This window comes from Rhizobium sp. EC-SD404, from assembly GCF_902498825.1.
Lineage (GTDB): Bacteria > Pseudomonadota > Alphaproteobacteria > Rhizobiales > Rhizobiaceae > Georhizobium.
This window is the reverse complement of record NZ_LR701459.1, coordinates 1,424,270-1,441,435: the sequence shown is the minus strand read 5'-3', so window position 1 is coordinate 1,441,435 and position 17,166 is coordinate 1,424,270. Positions and strand designations below refer to the sequence as shown.

The following is a 17,166-nucleotide window of genomic DNA, read 5'->3' as shown; positions in this document are numbered from 1 at the left end:
TCCTAGCGACCCGTCCCAACACGGCGGCCCGCCGCTCCGTCCAGATAGTAGTCAGCATACTCACCCATGTACCGCTCCGCCCCGCCGAACGAGCCGTATTGCGATAGTTGCGCCATGTCGGTCTTGTTCAGGATCGCACCGAGCGTCTTGCCAGTAATCTGCGGCTCGTTTTCGAGCGTTGCCCGCAGCAATGCGCGCGGTGTCGTGCCCCAGGCGGTCACGATGAGGAACGCATCCGCGAGCGGCGCGAAGGCGCGTGCATCGACGACCGGCCCGAGTGGCGGCAGATCGACGATGATATAGCGATAGCTGCCGCGGGCTTCTTCGATCAGAGTGCGCATGGCCTTGCTCGAGACCAGGTCGGCCGTGTGCGAAAGCCGCTGGCTCGTTGTCGCCGGCAGGATGGCAAGCCCCGATTGGCGACTAACCAGCAGCGCATCGCGCCAGTCATGCCCGTTCAAGAGCACATCGACCAACGCGCTCTTCGGCTCGATTGCCAGACGCCGGGTCAGCCCCGGATTGCGCATATCCCCGTCGATCAGCAGCGTTGACTGACCGGACGCGGCCAGCATCCCTGCGAAGTTCGCAGCAACGGTGGTCTTGCCTTCACGCGGGAGAACCGAGGCGAATGCGATGACACGACTTTGCTTTTCCTGCAGCACCACATCGGCCACAAGGCGGGCGTTGCGGAGCGTCTCGGCAAAGAGCGACGAGGGCGCGTTGACGGCAAGCTTCAGGAGGGCCGGGCCGGGATCTTCATCGGTGGCGGAAGTTTCACCTTCGCTGCCATCCTTGGACACAAGCGGCAGATAGCCGAGGAAATCGATCCCTAAGGCCCGGCGAATGTCGTCGCCCGTGCGGAAGAAGCGCTCGCGGAATTCCTGCACCGCGCCGATCCCTGCCCCTGCGAACATGCCCAGGACAAGCGCCAGTCCGAGCGTCATCGTCTTGCTCGGAGCGGATGGCCGCGTCGGATTGGATGCCTCCGAGATGACCCGCGCCTTGGCTATGGGGAATGTCTGTTGCTGCGAGGCCTCCTCGTAGCGGGCGAGAAAGGTCTGGTAGAGGGTGCCGAGTGCCGCCGATTGCTGCTCCAGCTCACGCAGCTCGACCAGCGCCTCCCCGGCGACCGAGTTTTCGCCGGTCCGCGCGCCCACATTTTGCCGGAGCGATTCTTCGCGTGCCTGCGCAACCTCGTATTCGTTACGGTAGCTTGCCGTAACCTGCTGCAGTTCCTGATAGATCTGCCGGCTGAGATCGGCCGACTGGCGCCGGAGTGTCACCGCCTGCGGATGGTCCTCGCCGAAACGCTCCGAAATTTCGCTCTCGCGCTCGACCATGTTGAGGTAGCGACTTTTCAATTCGTTGAGCGATGCGCTGTTGGCAATGTCGGTCGGGATTACGGCACTGAGCACCGCCTGCTCCGGGCCTTCCTCGATGATGGCCTGGAACCGCTGGTATCGCGCGCGAGCATTGGCCGTTTCCGCCTGTGCAAGAATGAGCTGCTCGTTGACTTCGGAGAGCTGCTGGTCGGACACGAGTTCGCCGCTCACCGCCGTGAGGTCGTTTTCCGCCCGGAAGCGCTCGGCGCGCAACGATGCGGCGAGCCATTCGGTGCGCAGATTTTCGAGCCGACTTTGCAGCCAGACGGTGGCCTGCTGCGTCGCATCGAAATTGGCATTGAGTTGGTCGGCCAGATATTGGCCCGCATAGGCACGGGCGATCGCCCCGGCGAGCGCGGCATCCTTGGCGCTGTAGCGCACCTCGATGGCAAAGCTTCGCCCGACACGCTCCGCAGTGAGGTTGGCTTGCAGGATCGCAGAGGCTCGGCCGATCTGGGCTGCTTCCGACAGGCCGCCGCCCTTCTCCCCGCTTGTTGCGAGCGAAGAGATCGTCGAGCGTATCTGCGAGCGCAGCCAGGCTACCGGAGACATCGGCGGATCGAGAAACGCCTCGTTTCGGTGAAGGTCCAGTTCCTTGACGACTTCCTGCGCAAGGCGCGAGGAGCGGAGAATTTCGACCTCGCTCGACATCATCGTGTCGATCTGCATCGGACCCGATCCATTCTGCTCTTCCCGCGCATAGCGCGTCAGGTTTTCATCGAGCAGGATGCGCGTCGCAGCGGTGTAGGTCGAAGGCGTCATGAGGAGATAGGCAACACCGAGCGCCAGGCCGATCGCCGCCGCCACTGCCACGACCCGCGCGCGCCGCCACGCAATGTTGAGCAACCGGTCCAGATCGATAAACTGGTCCTTGTCCTCTGGCTGTTCGGGCGTCACGGCAAGGCGACGATCCAATGCGAAATTTCTCTGATGCATCTGTTCAGACGCTTGGCAGCGCCACCTCTTCGGAGGGGTTGACCCTGCCCGGTCACTGGACCGGACAGGTTGATGGCCGGAACCGATCAAGCAGACCGCTTGACCACCCCGCTCGACCGCGCTTGCGACACCAGGTCGGAAATCGGGCCGAGGACGCGATCACGAATGTCCGCGCGCATCAGCGCGAAGGCGACATTGGCCTCAATGAAGCCCTCCTTCGAGCCAGTGTCGAACATCCGGCCGGCAAACGGTGCCGCGTAGAAGCTCTGGTGCTCGGACAGGCGCAACATGGCGTCGGTGAGCTGAATTTCGTTACCGGCTCCGCGCGACTGCGTTTCCAGAATGCCGAAAATCTCCGGCTGAAGGATGTAACGGCCGTTGATGTAGTGGTTCGACGGCGCGTCTTTCGGTTCGGGCTTTTCCACCATCTCCGTGATGGCGAAACCGTTGCCGACCGGCTCTCCCCGGCCCACGATACCGTAGCTTTTGGTCTGGGTCGGGTCGCATTGCTCGACGGTGACGACGTTGCCGCCCGATTGCTCGTAGAGATCCATGGCCACCGACAGGCAGCCGCGCTCGCCGTAGGACACCATATCCGGAAGGAGCAGCGCGAATGGCTCGTCGCCGATGATGTCACGGGCGCACCAGACGGCATGGCCAAGCCCGTGCGGCGCCTGCTGGCGGGTGAAGCTCACCGTGCCGGCCTTGGGCTGGATTTCGCGAATGGCTTCGAGCTGCGCCGTCTTGCCGGCGCGCTCGAGCGTGTCGATCAGCTCCGGCTGGATGTCGAAGTGGTCCTCGATGACGTGCTTGTTGCGCCCGGTCACGAACACGATGTGCTCAATGCCGGCGGCGTAGGCCTCGTCGACGGCATATTGCACCACCGGACGATCGACGACGGTGAGCATTTCCTTGGGCATCGCCTTGGTGGCGGGCAGGAACCGCGTCCCCAGCCCGGCCACGGGGATTACGGCTTTTCTGACTTTGGTCATCGGCTGTCCATTTCCGTTTGGTCTTGAGCGCCCCCAGCCCTGCAAAATCGGTTCTTCGTCAACGGCTCTCCAAAAGCCGCCCTCTTGGTAGCAAGCGCCGCACGCGCGCCATGATCGGCATCTTCAGATGCAACACGGCGCGCGGATCACGGAGCGCGGTCCGCAGAGCCCGCATCGGCGCCAAGGCTTTGATATCGTCGACAAGGCGCAGGAAGGATGCGGCCTCCTGCAGGCTGCGGGTGCGTCGCGCCTGCGCCTCCCGGGCCCGGTCGTCGAGGTGATGGCTTGCAACGAACGCCTCGTCGGCGCTCAGCATCGCGTGCACATGCCGCTGTTCCAGCACGCGCGAAATCGAGCCTTCGCGGATGTGATAGACATAGCCCGGCCGGGGATCGACGACGCAAAGGGCGCCGTTCGCGAGCGCGGACGCGATCAGGATGTAGTCCTCGCCGATGCGCAGGCTGGTGTCGTAGCGAAGACCGTGCATCTCGACAAAATCGCGGCGCAGCATCGGCTTCATGTAACCAAGTGAATAGCCCCGGTCGAACATCCGGTTGCCGGCGATGAAGGCCGCCAGATCGAGCCGGTCTCGTCTGGAAAGCTCGTCCGGCGGGAACATCAACTCGCCCTGCGGGGCCGCATCACCCACGATCTCGATATTGTCGACGACGATATCGGCCTGCTCGCGGTCGGCGCAGGCAACAAGCCGGGCCATGCGATCGGGATGCATCGTATCGTCGGAATCGAGCACGGCAATGTAGCGACCCGACGCGGCTTCGAGGCCCGCATTCCGCGCTGCCCCCGGCCCGCCGTTCTCAGCAAGCCGGATAAGATGCACCCGGTCGTCGTCGATCCGCGACACGATATCGGGCGTGTCATCGACGGAGGCGTCGTCCACCACGATGACCTCGATCTGCACGCCGTCCTGCTTGAGCGCAGTGCGAACCGCGCGGGCGACGGTGTCCTCCGCGTTATAGGCGGCAATGATGATGCTGACATCAGGCTGCATGGCTTTGCCCACCTTCGCCGTAAAGCACGATTTCGCGAACGCCGATGAGGCCGCTGACAACACCGGCATGCATCACGCCGCGCAGTGCCTGCCTGTTTCGCCTGACGGGCGAAAAGGCGAAAATGGCGGCGGCGACGGCGCAGAAGGCAACCTTTGAACCGGCCACTGCGATCTGCCTCAGCCTGGACGACTGCAGCGACGTTGCCAGAAGCCGTCCATGGGTCTGTCCGGTGCGAAACTTCCGCTTCGCCAGCCAGGGCAGGCTTGCCCGTGCCGCAGGCACCGGTTCGTTGGCATGGGCATCGGGCGCGAAAGCAAGCCTTCCGCCGGCTTCGCGCATCTCCGTGAAGAATTGCGTGTCCTCGCCGCCGGTTCGCCCAAGTGCAAGATCGAAACGACGCCCAGCCAGCGACGGAGCCGTCCGGCGCATGAGCACGTTGCAGGTATAGCCCGTGCGCAGTTCCCCACGCACGAAGACGGGCAGCGTGGAATGAAAATCTCCACTCTTCATCCAGCCCGGCGCCCCGTCGGCATAGATCGCCTCGACTGGCCCGAGCACCGCGTCCGCGCCGCTGTTCTGCATCTCGTGGAAAAGCGCTGCCAGCCACTGGGGCGAAGCCGTGCAATCGTCGTCTATGAAGGCGATGAAGCCGGCTTCTGCCGCGTCGAGGCACGCGTTGCGGGCGATCGAGATATTGGATGCCGGGCAATGAATGTATCGGATCGGAAACGGATGAGAGCCACCGATACGTGCGACCAGCGGCGCGGCGCTAGGCGTTGCGTCATTGTCTGCAACGATGATTCTGAGCGTCGTTCCCGCCGGCACGGTCAACGCCGCGAGCGAGGCCAGCGTGTCGGCCAGTTGCGGCCGGCGATAGGTACAGACGCAGATGTCGACGCTGGTCATCGTACCAACCCCTCCGTCGCCGGATGCGCAGCGGCCTTCGGTGTTCGCCCGATCCCCACCAATTGCAGCCAGAACCCGATGGACCACGCCAGATGCATGACCATGGCCGACAGGGCTGCGAGTGGACCGAGTGGCGTGCGCTCGCGCACGGCGATCCATATTCCATAGGCAAGGCAGGCACCGATCCATGCCAGTGCGGGCACGAAGGCGAGCGCGTGGATGACGGCCAGCAACGTTCCGACAACGGCCGGCAGCACCATCATCGGGATCATCTGGCGCAGCTTCGGCACGGCGCGGTGTTTCAGAATGTTCTTTGCTCGTCCGCGGCCATAGCCTAGATACTGCCTGAAAAGCGGCAGAATGCTTGCGCGCGGATAGTAGGTCATGACCGTCCGATCGGTCATCCATATGCGATAGCCCGCTTGCCGCAGGCGATAGTCGAGTTCCGCGTCCTCGTTGTGGCTAAAGCTCTCGTCATAACCGCCGACGGCGCGAAAGGCGGAGATTCGCATCAGCGCATGGTGGCCATGGTCGGTCCAATGACCGGCAGCCCCTTCGCGATGCTTGGAACCGCCATTGCCGAGCGGTGAATTCTGCGCGATCGCGGTCGCCTTCTGGAAAGGCCCCTCGCCCTTCGTCATCATCGAAACCGTGACCCCATCGGCACCGGTCACGACGAATTCCTCGATGAGGCGGTCGCAATAGTCCTGCGGATAATCGCCATGCGCATCGATGCGAATAACGCAATCGAATGCATCCCCGAACTGGGCGACCGCGAGGTTGAGGGCTGCAGCCTGGAGTTTGCGCGGATTGGCGAGAAGCCTGACCCGCGGCGCGGCTGCCGCGAAAGCGCGGACGATCTCGCAAGTCGCGTCGTCGCTCCCGCCGTCTGCGACCACGACCGTCAGGTCGAGCCGCTCGGCCGATGGCATCAGCCGCTCAAGAAGAGCGCCGATATGCGCTTCCTCATTGAGCGTCGGGATCACGACGAAGCATCTTGGCATGGCAAGCATCGTATCGCTCATGCGGCGGCCTCCATGTGCTGGCTTGGCGCAAGCGCTGCAAGCCGCTTTACGAGCGCCCGGCAGTCTTCGACGCCGTAAGTCCATGTCGATGCATCGAGCGCTTGCTGGCGCGCGCTGAGTCCTACCAACTCTTCATCGGTCAGAGCGGAAAGCCTTGCGACGAGATCATCGGCCGAGCCTTCGTCGAGCACGATGCCGATATTCCGCGCCTGCAGGAAACGCGCAGTCTCCGTGTTGGTGCGCGCAATCGCCATGACACCATGGGCGCCGCTTTCGTAGAGCCGGTTCGGCAGCAGCCATTCCGAGTTCTGACCCGCTTCGAAGAAGTCGATCGCCCAGCAGAAATCCACCGCCGCGTAATGGCTCTGCAGGTCTTCGGGCCGGTATGAACCTTCAAAGCGCAGGTGTGGCGCATCACGAACCTGCGCATCGAAATCAGGAATTTCGCTGTAGGCCGGGCGGCCGCGCATGACCACCTCGATCGCGCCGTCCATCCGGCTGGCAACGTCCTTGAGGATGGCGAGCGAACAACTGCAACGCAGCGCTCCGAACCAGCCGATGACCCATGGGCGCTCGAAACGCGGGCCGACCTGCGGCATTCCACGCTCTCCTTCAAGCGCCAGCACCTTGTTTTCCACCAGTTCGACGGGTGCGCTGACCTGGCCATAGGGCCCGAAATACTCGCGCAGAAATGCGGGAGAGCTCGTCATCAGCAGCGCGGCATCTGCGGCAAGCCTGCGCTCGACAGTCCGAAGCGTCGAGGAAACGGCGCCGCTGCCGAGCAGCAGACGGTGAATATCGAGCGATTCATAAACGATTGCCGGGGGCAACCGGTAAAGGCCGGCGACGCGATGCGCGAGCGCCAGCATTTCGAGGTTGCGTGCGATGATGATGTCGGGCGCCGCCATGCCCGCCAGTGCCTGCCTAAGGCCCAGCGCTGCACGGGCCACCGCGGCAATTCTCTGGGCAAATCGGCCATCACGGGTCATGCCGAGGTCGATCGGTGCGCCGGCACCGAGCTCCGCCGGGGCCGGCCGCAATTCCCGCCTGAACCCGGCCACTCTCACCGTCGCACCGCCCGCCGTCAGCATGGTCACGCGCCGCGCGACGGCAGGGTCGGTCAAATCATGGACAAGATAGAGAATGGCGAGCATGGGGCGCCTCAATCCATCATGCAGACGAGGGATTCCGGATACTGGCACTCTTCACCAAGCGCGGTGAAAGACACGCGGTCGATTTCCGCGACCCGAGGCGCGTCGCTGTCTTCGAAAGCGCCCATCCAGGATGTGAGCGTGTCGGAGCCCCAGACGCTCATGTAGATCTTGGAAGGATGGCTCGGGAGCCTCGCCGGATCGGTTTCCTCATGCACGAGGTCGCCATTCACATACCAGGCGATCCGGCCTTCTTCCCAAACGAAGGCGTAGTCGTTGAAGTCGCTCGCAGCCCCACCGTCGACGGGCACCAGCTTTTCTGCGCCGACATTCTCACCATCGACGTACTGATTGACCTGAACGCGCGACGGATCCTTGCCGAGGACCTCGAAATCGATCTCGTCATGCGGCTGTTTGTGGACCGGTCCGATGTAGGTGAAAAATCCGGTGTTGAGGCCGGAGCCTTCGACAGCCTTCATGCGCACTTCGTAGGTGCCGTGATGAAAGCGGGCGTGGGTCTGTGCTTCCGCGCAGACATGGTCCCGTTCGCCGAGCGTGCGACTTTCGAAAGCGAGCTTCAGAAGCCCGTCTTCAACGCTCACCTGATCCTTGGACCACGTGCAGTTCTGGTGGTCGCCATTGTTCCAGCCATCGGAGATGTACCAGCGGGCAGGATGGAGACGATCGTCGAAATTCTCGACGAAGGATTCGTTGCGCTGGACTTCCTGCGCCTCGGCCGGCAACGCGGCGAAAACCAGCAAGGCAGGCAGAATGAGCTTGCAGCCACTGGCTGCAGACTGGGACGAACGCATGATACACCACTCCAACTTCGGCCCGCCTCGTCACGGACCGCACCACGACCTCCCTTCGGCAATCTTTAATTCAGTTTGCGGTGCACAATGTGACTTGGCGAGTGAAACGGGCCGTCCGTCGATAACGATTTATGATCGCGCGTTACCCGCTCCGGCCGCAGCAGGGTCATGCCTTTGCCAAACGCGACCTGCGAATGCTTTGGACAAGGTCTTTCAGGAGCGTCCATTCCAGCGGCACGATCATCACGGCGTAGAGCGCGGCGCCGAACAGACCCGCGGCGGCGAGCTGCATGATGGGCCCGCCGATGGCGTCTCCGGTCATCTCAAGCAGGACGCGGGTCGCCAACGCCATGGCGAAGGCGACCATCATAGGCCGGCAAAGGATCAGGAAGCTGCGCCAGAACGGACGACCATCGGCTCTGAAAACCGCATAGCTGTAGAAGAAAAGCGTCAGCCCATTGGCGATGCAGAGCCAGACCATGGCCGTGACAAGACCGCCGCTGATCGCGCCATAGGCAACCGCAACGGTGACGATCAGAGCGCGCACGACAGCCACCCACCACAGCACACCGCTGCGACCGATGCCCTTGAGATAGGGAATAAACGTGCTGCAAGGAGCCAGGATGCCTTTCGACAGAGCAAGCAGGCCGAGCACCGGCCAGGCCCAGGCCCATTGTTCGCCGAAGATCACCAGCATGGCGGGTTCTGCCACGGCCCACAGGCCGAACATCATCGGCGCCAATATGAGCGAGCAGACCTGCGTCGAGAGGAAAAGGGCGCGCCAGCGCCGGTCACGGTCTTCGGCCATATGGCTGAAGGTGGGGAAAAGCACGCCCATCAAAGCCGCGAGCACCACCTGGTTCGGAATGCTGGAGAACCGGTTGGCGGCCGAATAGGCGCCTGCGTCCGCGATGCCGAGAAGCCGGGATATGACGATGAGCGGCGACTGGAAGGTGATGAAGTTGAAGACCTCCGACCCCATCAGCCCGGCGCTGAAGCGGCCGAGCGACAGGACACGGGACAGAGAGAAGGCAAGGCGCGGCCGGTAGCCGGTCGCGATGAACAATCCGGCGAGACGCAGCATTGCCGAGATGAAGAGCTGCGCGACGAGCGCCCAAAGCCCGAAACCGACCAGCGCGAGCACGACGGCACCGACCGCGCCGGCCGACTCCGAGAGCACGCTCCAGAAGGCGTCCCGGTCGAAGGCCATGCGCCGGGCGAGCAGCGCGTAGGCGACATCCCCGCAAAGCTGGATCGGGATGAGGAAGGCGAGCACTTCCAGCACCACCCCACCGCCGGGCGCCCCCATCAAAGTCGAAAGCTCTTCGGCAAAAACATAGAGGGCAGCAGCCATCACGATGGCGATGACGAGATTGGTCCAGAAGACCGAGTGAATGGTCTCCTCGTCCTCCGTCCGTTCGACGATGAGTGCTGCAGCGAGCCCTGCCCCGCCGACCATCGTCAGAAACAGCACGACGGTCTGCGCCACGGCGACGATACCGAACTCTTCCGGCGACAGCAGCCGGGCCAGGATCGGAACCGTGACAAACTTCAGCCCGAATGTGCTCGTCTTTGACAGGACGCTCCATCCGACATTGTTCGTGACAGTCTTCAACGAGATGGCGGGAGGCATCAGGGGGCTCTTTCGTCTTGTCGGATTCCGCCGGTCACCGATCGGCGGGAAGCCACGTTCCGTTTCCATCTCCCCGGCTCAAGCCGCGGAGCCAAGAGGCTGAAAGACATGACGAAATGCAGCGTCGTTATTCCATATTACCAGCGCGAGCCCGGCATACTGCGCCGTGCGCTAGCCTCTGTCTTCTCCCAGACGCACGCCAATTTTGACGTCATCGTGGTGGATGACGAATCCCCTCAGGCCATCGAAACGGAGCTCGAAGGCCTCGATGCGGCCCAGCGGGATCGGCTGATCATCGTCAAACAGCAGAATGGCGGGCCGGGAGCCGCGCGAAACGCCGGGTTAGACCGTGTTCCAGCGGATTCCGACTATGTCGCCTTCCTCGATTCCGATGATGAATGGACGCCCGGCCATCTGAAAACAGCGCTCGCTGCGCTGTCACTTTTTGATGCGCAGTGTTATTTCGCCGCGATCGGTGGCGGCGACGCCTTTCACTATCATTTCGACATGACTGCCCTCAGCCAGAGGACTGAATTGTCCCGGCTCTCGGATGATCCGCCGATCTTCGAGGCGGCCGACCTGCCGGGCGTCATGCTGGAAAACTGGAGCTTCATGCACCTGTCCTGCATGGTGATTGCAGCCCCGCTCTTTCGAACAGTTCGCTTCGAATCGAGCCTGCGCCTCGCTGCGGAGGATGTGCTCTTTTTCTATGAGTGCGTGCGCAAGGCCAGTCGGTCGATCCTCAGCGACACACCCGGCGCGGTGCGGGGCGAAGGGCTCAACATCTTCCATGGCGTTGACAACACGTCACCGCAGTTCCTGAAGCAGCAGTTCAACACCTGGGCTGCACTCGACAGGTTGGAGCGCCTGTTCGAACATGCGCCCAAGGACCTCGCCTCAATCGAATGCTACAAGCAGACTGCGCGGCGCCAAGCGCTGTGGGGGCAGGCAAAGCTGATCAAACGCCGCCGCTCTCCCCAGCTCGGCGAACTGGTCAAATGGGCCTGGCGCGATCCGAAGCTCATGGCGAGCGCGCTCGACCTCGCAGTCTCAAAATTCAAAAAGCAGGCAGAGCGGTCATGACACCTTTCTACTGGGAATCTGATCACGGCAATTTCGGTGACGACCTCAATCTCTGGCTTTGGGATTTCCTGCTGCCGGGCTTCCGCGATGTCACTCCCGATGTCCTGCTCGTCGGCGTCGGAACGGTGCTGAACGCCGACCTTCTGAAAACCGGCGGGCGCAAGCTGGTCGTCGGCTCCGGTTTTGGTTACGGCGCTCTGCCAGACATGAGGGACGAAACGCTCTGGGACATCCGCTGCGTGCGCGGCCCGCTGACGGCCGAGAAGGTCGGACTGCCGGAGGCATTCGGCATCATCGACCCCGCGGTGATGGTGGCCGACATGCCGGAGTTTCAATCGATCGAGCGAAACGGCGGCACAATCTTCGTGCCGCACTGGGAATCGACCATCGGCAGCCTCTGGCCCGAACTCTGCCGCCTGGCAGGGATCGGATATGTCGACCCGTGCGGGGAAGCCAAATCGGTCATCCGCGCCATCGCAAGCGCAGAGCTCGTTGTGGCGGAATCGATGCATGCGGCGATCCTCGCCGACGCATTCCGCGTGCCGTGGGTCGCGGTGACGACCTCGCAAAGCATCAACAGCTTCAAATGGACCGACTGGGCGCGCTCCGTCGGCGTTGAGTATGCACCCAGACGGTTGCCGATCTCGTCGCGCGCCGAGGCCATCGCAAAAGGCGCCTCCTTCTGGGGTTTTGATTTCGCCGATCGGAAAATGGTGGCTGCAGCACCTTCACCGGACAATACGACCGTGCTCGAGCGTCACGCCGGGGTCGAGCAGGCCAGTGGTTCCGGATTGCGGCAATTGACGAAGCAAATCCTGTCGGGTCCGGCCACCCTTGCCCTATGGCGCGCTGCGCGCGCTCCGGCGAGGATCAGCGACGATGCCCGCCTGAATGAACGCAAGGATCGCTTCGCCGCCGTTCTCGACGAGATCCGGAGAGACTATTTCTAGGTCGATGCAGTTGGACGTCTATTCTTTGTGCGCCATTCGCGTCGGCAGCAAATAGCGGGGCAAGGTCATCGGCGTACCGGCGTTGCTGCGCAAGAGATGGGCCTGCTTCTTGTCTCTCAGCACACCGGCCATCACGTGCCAGAAGACGCGCGGTCGGCCGAGAAGCTGAGCAACTGAAGCACCGAGACCGATCTCCTTCTTTTGGTCGAGGAAGGCTCGCAGGTCGTAGCGCCGGCGGATCTGCGCTTCGTGCCGGGAGAGTGCCTCCTGTTCCGCAGCGGTCAGCTGAAACTTTGCACGAATGCGCTGATCGGCCTCGTAGAGCATTTTCAGGTCTGCCGTGCGGTGGCGCCCACTGAGCGAATTCGCCCGCACGGTCGCGCCATAGCCGCACGCGTGAACGACGCGATATCGGGCTCCGCTCGCCAGCGCGCGGAGATAGAGGTCATAGTCCTCTCCCAGCCGCATCGTCTCGTCGTAGCGCAGCCCATGCCGGTCGAGAAACGCCCGTTTCATCACCGGCTTGAGAAATCCGATTTCTGCGCGCTCGACACCGGCCTGCGAGATGTTGCCCTGAATGAATTGCAGGGTCGTCAGCATGTAGCCATCTTCGGCAATGTCGGCGACGTCGAGCGGCGCGTCAGCATGGGCGGCATCGATGAGGAGGATGTTGTCTGCGATGAAGTCCCAGTCGGCGGACTGGCGGAGAAGTCTGCGAAAACGTCCCGGCAGGATGAAGTCGTCGGCATCCAGAATGGCGACGAACGCGCAGTTGGACAATTCGAGCGCCCGGTTGCGGGCATGTGAAGGGCCGGCATTCTCAGGCAGCGAAATGACTTTCAGGCGACCGCTGCCGTCATCGGACGACGCGGCCACCGCGGCCGTCGCGTCGCTCGAGCCGTCGTCGACCACGATGACCTCGCCGACTTCCGGCTCGTTCAGAGCTGACCGAACAGCCCGGCCGATTGTTGCCGAGGCGTCCATCGCTGCGATGATGACGCAGACTGGAGCCTCGGGCATGCTGCCCGCGGGAATTGCCATCTCGGGCCTCTCTCGTCATGGAGCTACACGCCGCTATCGACGTTTATCCTCCGTGATTTCCGAAAAGTATGGCGAAATGGTGCTGTGCAGCAACCCAGGGCGTGTGCCTAGCGCCGTGGTCGAGAAATGGTGCTCATCGGCCGAGAAGACGATGCATCCGGGCCTTCTGTGGCGCCGGCGTGCTGCGACCGACCTTCTCGCTCGGCCCGCTCAGTGGATTCGTTCTCATTGCCGCTGTCGCGCCAGACGATGAACAGGATGGCCGCGAAATAGCCGACCTGGATCGTGACAGCGCAAATCGCGGTGCTGACAAAGGTTGTCCAGGCGGATTGCGTCAACGCAAAGGTTGCAATCGCAAACACGACAAGCGTTGCGATCATACCGCGGAAAAAAAGCAGAAAGGACATCACCCGCCTCGCGCAAACATCAGAGATGGTTGCAGCGGCCCGCCAAGCCCTGAACCCACCCACTCACAGAAAATCGGATTGACCGGCTTCATCCTCCAATGACAAGCCGTCCGATCTGCAAGCCCATTCCTCAACATATCGCAAGTGGCACTGCTATCGCAATGTTCTTACTGATTTGCTTGGTTGCACTGCATCATTTCCGGCTAGGATAATTAAGCAAAAACAGAAATATTCGATCAACTCGGCGACGCTCATCTTCATGTTTAATTGTGTATATCCCAATTGTCGCTGTTATTTATCGACTAGTTTTCATAAATAAACACAATATAACTTGATCTATATCCAAAATTTTTCAGGAAATTAATTTTGTTTTTGATTTTTATCAATGCGGCTATTACGTATTTATATCTTCGCGTCACAAAATATGATCATCAAATGCTCGGGCGTCTGAATAACGGCACACATCTGACTTAACCAGCACACTCAGGGGTGTTTATGATGCACCGCAGCAGAAGCGCGGTGTTGAAGTTGGAGAGTGTCATGAAGCCAGTCGCCAGATGGTCCGCTCGCGCGGACCACCTCAGTACCTTGTCGTCCATGCCACCCGCGATTGGAGGAGCGGGAAAGCGTGGATTCGATATCGTCTGTGCATTATCAGCCATTATTCTTCTTGCGCCGCTGCTATGTCTGCTCGCGCTTCTCGTAAAGTCTTCAGATGGCGGCAGCGTGTTTTACGCGCACAAGCGCATCGGCCGGCATGGGCTGCTGTTCGGCTGCCTGAAGTTCCGCACGATGGCAGAAAACGGCGACGAGTTGCTCAAGCAGCACCTGGCAGATTGCCCGGAAAGCCGCCTCGAGTGGCAGAAGACCCGCAAGCTGAAAGAAGATCCGCGCGTGACACGGGTCGGGCGGGTTCTGCGCAAGCTCAGCCTCGACGAACTGCCGCAGCTCTTCAACATTCTGCTTGGAGACATGAGCGTCGTCGGGCCGCGTCCGGTGGTGCAGTCCGAGCTCGACCTCTACGGCAATGCCGCCGCGCACTATCTTCAGTCGCGTCCGGGCCTCACCGGCCTATGGCAGGTGTCGGGCCGCAATGACGTGTCCTACCAGCAGCGCATCGAGTTCGACCGGCACTATGTCGAGAACTGGTCGTTCTATACCGACATCAAGATCATCGCGATGACGATACCCGTCGTCTGCACGTCGCGCGGCAGCTACTGACGCCTTGGCGCGACGGGTACGGATGAAATCCAAGGACAAAGTCGATGCATTTCTTTGAAGGCACGCACAAACGCCTCCTCGCCTATCTGGTTGGTATCCTGGTCGCCTCTGGGGTGCCACTGACCGCAGCGGCCCAGGAATACACGCTCGGAACCATGGACAAGGTCACGGTCCGGGTTGTTGAATGGCAAACGACCGAAGGTGCGGTGCGCGACTGGTCGTCCGTATCCGGGGATTACACCGTCGGACCTTCCGGTCGCATCTCGGTACCGTTCGTCGGGGACATCGACGCGGCCGGCAAAACCACGACGGAACTTGCCACGGCGATCGGCAACGAGCTTCAGCAGACGCTCGGCCTGATGGATCGTCCCGAGGCAGCGGTCGAGCTTGCCGAGTTTCGCCCGATCTTCATGGCCGGCGATGTCGAAACACCCGGGCGCTACCCGTTCGACCCCAATCTGACTGTCCTGAAGGCAGTAAGCATCGCCGGCGGCATACGTCGATCTTCCGACACGGGTATGCGGCTGGAGCGCGATTTCATCAATGCGAGCGGCGAGCGGGATGTCCTGGCCGTGGAACGGTCAAGGCTGATCGCCAAACGCGCCCGGCTCCACGCCGAGAGTTCAGGCAGTGACGACATCGAATTTCCTGCCGAGTTGAGTTCGAGCGAAGAAGGCCAGCGTTTGATGGAGAGCGAAAAAGCCTTCATGACGTCGCGCGCGCAGCGCCTGTCCGTACAACTCGCCGAGATCGACGATCTCAAGGCCTTGCTCCAGAGCGAAATAACCGCCCTGGAGCGGAAGATCGAAACCCAGCAGCGCCAGACCGATCTTGCAAGAGATGAGCTCACGGGCATCGGCGATCTCGCGACGCGCGGGCTGGTCGTCAATGAGCGCGTTCTGTCTCTCGAACGCCAGATTGCCGATCTGGAAGGACGCGTTCTCGACATGGAAACGGCTGCGCTGCGTGCGCGCCAGTCGATCGCCGAGGCAACCCAGGACGCGAATGCGCTTCGGGATGACTACGAGACGGGGATCTCTCAGGATCTGCAGCAAACGGAAGCCGAACTCAACGCGACGGAGCTGAAGATCACGACGCAAGGCAACCTGATCCTCGAAGCGCTGGCACGCGCTCCAGAAGCGGCCGCCGGTGCATCTTCCGGTGATCAACTCCAGGTCGGCTATGTGATCGTGCGCGACAACAACGGTGAAGTCAGCGAACTCGCGGCGGACGAGAGCACTCCGGTCCTGCCGGGCGACGTGGTCAAGGTCGATATACAGCCTATGGCAAGCCAGTAGGTGGACATCTGAATGCGCATCGCGAAGGCGCACTTTCTCGATCCACGGTCCAACGGCCCCTATGGCGTGGGGGCGCTGGCACTATCGATCGTGGTCTTTGCCTATTCGACGATCTTTGGCCCGATAGCGGTGCTCGCCTTCTATGGCGTCTGGATGCTTCTCGTCGCCGTGGATTATCGCCGGGCGCTCGGCAATCCCTGGAACTACGTCTGGATCTTCGTCTTCTGCATTTTCTGCGGCCTCTCGGTATTCTGGTCGCTCGCGCCCAGCGTCAGCGCCCGCGGAGCGGTGCAGTACGCCTCGCATATTCTCTGCGCGATCATCGCGGCGCGGGTCTGCGCTGACCGGACATTGACGATAGGCGTCCTCGTCGGCGTCCTGATCGTGCTGCTCTATTCCTTTGCCTTCGGCGGGTATCACTACGACGCCATCGATGGGACCTACAGCTTCGTCGGTGCTTTCGCCTCCAAGAACCAGTTGGGCTTTTACGCCTCGCTCGGCGTGTTCTTCGCCGGCATCTGCATCTTTGCTCTTCCATTCGGCCTGGTGGCGAAAGGCTTTGCCGCCGCCACCGGGCTTTTATCGGCCTACGCCCTGGTCGCTTCGCAGTCGGCAACCTCGATCATCGGCGTTGCGCTTACGGTCGGCGTGCTCGTTTTGCTGCGGGCGATCCTCGCGCTTCGGCCCTCCACGCGGCGAGCAGGGTTCATCGCAGCGCTGTTGCTCGGTGTCGGTTTCGCGGTCGTCGCGGTGAATGCCGGCGCGATCGATACCGTGCTCGGCCTCTTCGGAAAGGATGCGACGCTTACCGGCCGCACCTACCTCTGGTCGGAGGGGTTGGCTGCGTTTCGCGGGGCTCCGCTTCTCGGGACAGGCTATCAGGCCTATTGGGTGCAGGGATTTGCGGAGGCCGAACGCCTGTGGGCCGAGTTCTACATCGGCTCGCGCAACGGCTTCCACTTTCACAACACCTATATCGAAGCGCTGGTCGAACTCGGGGCCATCGGGTTGGTGCTGCTTGTCGCCACCTTGCTGACCATCGTGGTCGGCCATCTCCTGCGGGTGCTCAATCGCGACCACGACCGCTCGTCCTATATTCTTCTCGGACTGATGGTGCTGATGGTGATCCGCTCCTTCGCCGAGGTCGACAGCCTCTATCCTTATTCCGTCGGCTCCTTCCTGGTCTATTTCGCCGGCGGTCGCCTGGCGCTGAAGGAAACCGCGCGGAGCGCCAAAACTGCAGCGCCACGCGTCGATGTCGGGCCTGCCGGGGCCAGCCTGGAAGCTGCGCGCATGCGCTAGCCGACAAACCGCGCACG

General features: G+C 62.1%; 15 protein-coding genes. 5 read left to right on the top strand and 10 right to left on the bottom strand.

From position 1 onward, the window contains the following. Window positions 1-2: 2 nt before the first annotated feature. The 8 genes from GC125_RS07800 to GC125_RS07765 all read right to left on the bottom strand — a co-directional run bounded on the left by GC125_RS07800 (window position 3) and on the right by GC125_RS07765 (window position 9,847). Complete coding sequence (locus GC125_RS07800; RefSeq protein ID WP_286165418.1) at window positions 3-2,297, bottom strand: polysaccharide biosynthesis tyrosine autokinase; 2,295 nt, start codon at window positions 2,295-2,297, stop codon at window positions 3-5. A 107-nt stretch (window positions 2,298-2,404) separates the two neighbouring features. After that, window positions 2,405-3,310: a UTP--glucose-1-phosphate uridylyltransferase gene (locus GC125_RS07795; RefSeq protein ID WP_151985166.1), complete on the bottom strand. Its 906-nt coding sequence runs from the start codon at window positions 3,308-3,310 to the stop codon at window positions 2,405-2,407. A 58-nt stretch (window positions 3,311-3,368) separates the two neighbouring features. Beyond that, complete coding sequence (locus GC125_RS07790; RefSeq protein ID WP_151985165.1) at window positions 3,369-4,319, bottom strand: glycosyltransferase family 2 protein; 951 nt, start codon at window positions 4,317-4,319, stop codon at window positions 3,369-3,371. Continuing rightward, window positions 4,309-5,226 (bottom strand): glycosyltransferase family 2 protein, encoded by a 918-nt coding sequence (locus tag GC125_RS07785; protein ID WP_151985164.1) that lies wholly within the window; start codon window positions 5,224-5,226, stop codon window positions 4,309-4,311. The genes GC125_RS07790 and GC125_RS07785 overlap by 11 nt, the downstream gene beginning before the upstream one ends. Further along, window positions 5,223-6,251 (bottom strand): glycosyltransferase family 2 protein, encoded by a 1,029-nt coding sequence (locus tag GC125_RS07780; RefSeq protein ID WP_151985163.1) that lies wholly within the window; start codon window positions 6,249-6,251, stop codon window positions 5,223-5,225. The genes GC125_RS07785 and GC125_RS07780 overlap by 4 nt, the downstream gene beginning before the upstream one ends. Further along, window positions 6,248-7,405: a glycosyltransferase family protein gene (locus GC125_RS07775; RefSeq protein WP_151985162.1), complete on the bottom strand. Its 1,158-nt coding sequence runs from the start codon at window positions 7,403-7,405 to the stop codon at window positions 6,248-6,250. The genes GC125_RS07780 and GC125_RS07775 overlap by 4 nt, the downstream gene beginning before the upstream one ends. Window positions 7,406-7,413: 8 nt before the next feature. Then, the gene (gene exoK, locus GC125_RS07770) at window positions 7,414-8,214 is read right to left on the bottom strand and encodes an endo-1,3-1,4-beta-glycanase ExoK (protein WP_151985161.1); all 801 of its coding nucleotides are present in this window, start codon (window positions 8,212-8,214) and stop codon (window positions 7,414-7,416) included. 166 nt (window positions 8,215-8,380) lie between these two features. Then, window positions 8,381-9,847: a lipopolysaccharide biosynthesis protein gene (locus tag GC125_RS07765; protein ID WP_151985160.1), complete on the bottom strand. Its 1,467-nt coding sequence runs from the start codon at window positions 9,845-9,847 to the stop codon at window positions 8,381-8,383. Window positions 9,848-9,955: 108 nt separating this feature from the next. Between GC125_RS07765 and GC125_RS07760 the strand changes: the two genes are divergently transcribed. Both GC125_RS07760 and GC125_RS07755 read left to right on the top strand, forming a co-directional pair. Next, a complete protein-coding gene (locus tag GC125_RS07760; protein ID WP_151985159.1) occupies window positions 9,956-10,930 on the top strand; it encodes a glycosyltransferase family 2 protein in 975 nt (324 codons plus the stop codon). Then, on the top strand, window positions 10,927-11,880 hold the full coding sequence (locus GC125_RS07755; RefSeq protein WP_151985158.1) for a polysaccharide pyruvyl transferase family protein: 954 nt from the start codon (window positions 10,927-10,929) through the stop codon (window positions 11,878-11,880). Before GC125_RS07760 ends, GC125_RS07755 begins: the two co-directional genes overlap by 4 nt. Before the next feature lie 18 nt (window positions 11,881-11,898). Here GC125_RS07755 and GC125_RS07750 read toward each other — a convergent pair whose 3' ends face one another. Continuing rightward, entirely contained in the window at window positions 11,899-12,921 is a 1,023-nt protein-coding gene (locus tag GC125_RS07750; RefSeq protein ID WP_151985157.1) for a glycosyltransferase family 2 protein, read from the bottom strand. A gap of 107 nt (window positions 12,922-13,028) precedes the next feature. Beyond that, window positions 13,029-13,283, bottom strand: coding sequence for an exopolysaccharide production repressor protein (locus tag GC125_RS07745; RefSeq protein WP_286165417.1), 255 nt, complete (start codon window positions 13,281-13,283; stop codon window positions 13,029-13,031). 585 nt (window positions 13,284-13,868) lie between these two features. Between GC125_RS07745 and GC125_RS07740 the strand changes: the two genes are divergently transcribed. Genes GC125_RS07740 through GC125_RS07730 form a run of 3 tightly spaced genes read left to right on the top strand, consistent with a single transcriptional unit; the run spans window position 13,869 to window position 17,149 of the window. Further along, window positions 13,869-14,549 carry a sugar transferase gene (locus tag GC125_RS07740; protein WP_151985156.1) on the top strand — a complete coding sequence of 227 codons (681 nt, stop codon included), beginning with the start codon at window positions 13,869-13,871 and terminating at the stop codon, window positions 14,547-14,549. Window positions 14,550-14,593: 44 nt separating this feature from the next. Next, complete coding sequence (locus tag GC125_RS07735; RefSeq protein ID WP_151985155.1) at window positions 14,594-15,847, top strand: polysaccharide biosynthesis/export family protein; 1,254 nt, start codon at window positions 14,594-14,596, stop codon at window positions 15,845-15,847. Between the two features lie 12 nt (window positions 15,848-15,859). Beyond that, a complete protein-coding gene (locus tag GC125_RS07730; protein WP_151985154.1) occupies window positions 15,860-17,149 on the top strand; it encodes an O-antigen ligase family protein in 1,290 nt (429 codons plus the stop codon). Window positions 17,150-17,166 lie beyond the last annotated feature (17 nt).

Bases quoted from the DNA above. Each gene is read 5' to 3' on its own strand.
- GC125_RS07795 (WP_151985166.1), bottom strand. From the start codon at position 3,310: ATGACCAAAGTCAGAAAAGCCGTAATCCCCGTGGCCGGGCTGGGGACG.
- GC125_RS07790 (WP_151985165.1), bottom strand. From the start codon at position 4,319: ATGCAGCCTGATGTCAGCATCATCATTGCCGCCTATAACGCGGAGGAC.
- GC125_RS07785 (WP_151985164.1), bottom strand. From the start codon at position 5,226: ATGACCAGCGTCGACATCTGCGTCTGTACCTATCGCCGGCCGCAACTG.
- GC125_RS07780 (WP_151985163.1), bottom strand. From the start codon at position 6,251: ATGAGCGATACGATGCTTGCCATGCCAAGATGCTTCGTCGTGATCCCG.
- GC125_RS07775 (WP_151985162.1), bottom strand. From the start codon at position 7,405: ATGCTCGCCATTCTCTATCTTGTCCATGATTTGACCGACCCTGCCGTC.
- exoK (WP_151985161.1), bottom strand. From the start codon at position 8,214: ATGCGTTCGTCCCAGTCTGCAGCCAGTGGCTGCAAGCTCATTCTGCCT.
- GC125_RS07765 (WP_151985160.1), bottom strand. From the start codon at position 9,847: ATGCCTCCCGCCATCTCGTTGAAGACTGTCACGAACAATGTCGGATGG.
- GC125_RS07760 (WP_151985159.1), top strand. From the start codon at position 9,956: ATGACGAAATGCAGCGTCGTTATTCCATATTACCAGCGCGAGCCCGGC.
- GC125_RS07755 (WP_151985158.1), top strand. From the start codon at position 10,927: ATGACACCTTTCTACTGGGAATCTGATCACGGCAATTTCGGTGACGAC.
- GC125_RS07750 (WP_151985157.1), bottom strand. From the start codon at position 12,921: ATGGCAATTCCCGCGGGCAGCATGCCCGAGGCTCCAGTCTGCGTCATC.
- GC125_RS07740 (WP_151985156.1), top strand. From the start codon at position 13,869: ATGAAGCCAGTCGCCAGATGGTCCGCTCGCGCGGACCACCTCAGTACC.
- GC125_RS07735 (WP_151985155.1), top strand. From the start codon at position 14,594: ATGCATTTCTTTGAAGGCACGCACAAACGCCTCCTCGCCTATCTGGTT.
- GC125_RS07730 (WP_151985154.1), top strand. From the start codon at position 15,860: ATGCGCATCGCGAAGGCGCACTTTCTCGATCCACGGTCCAACGGCCCC.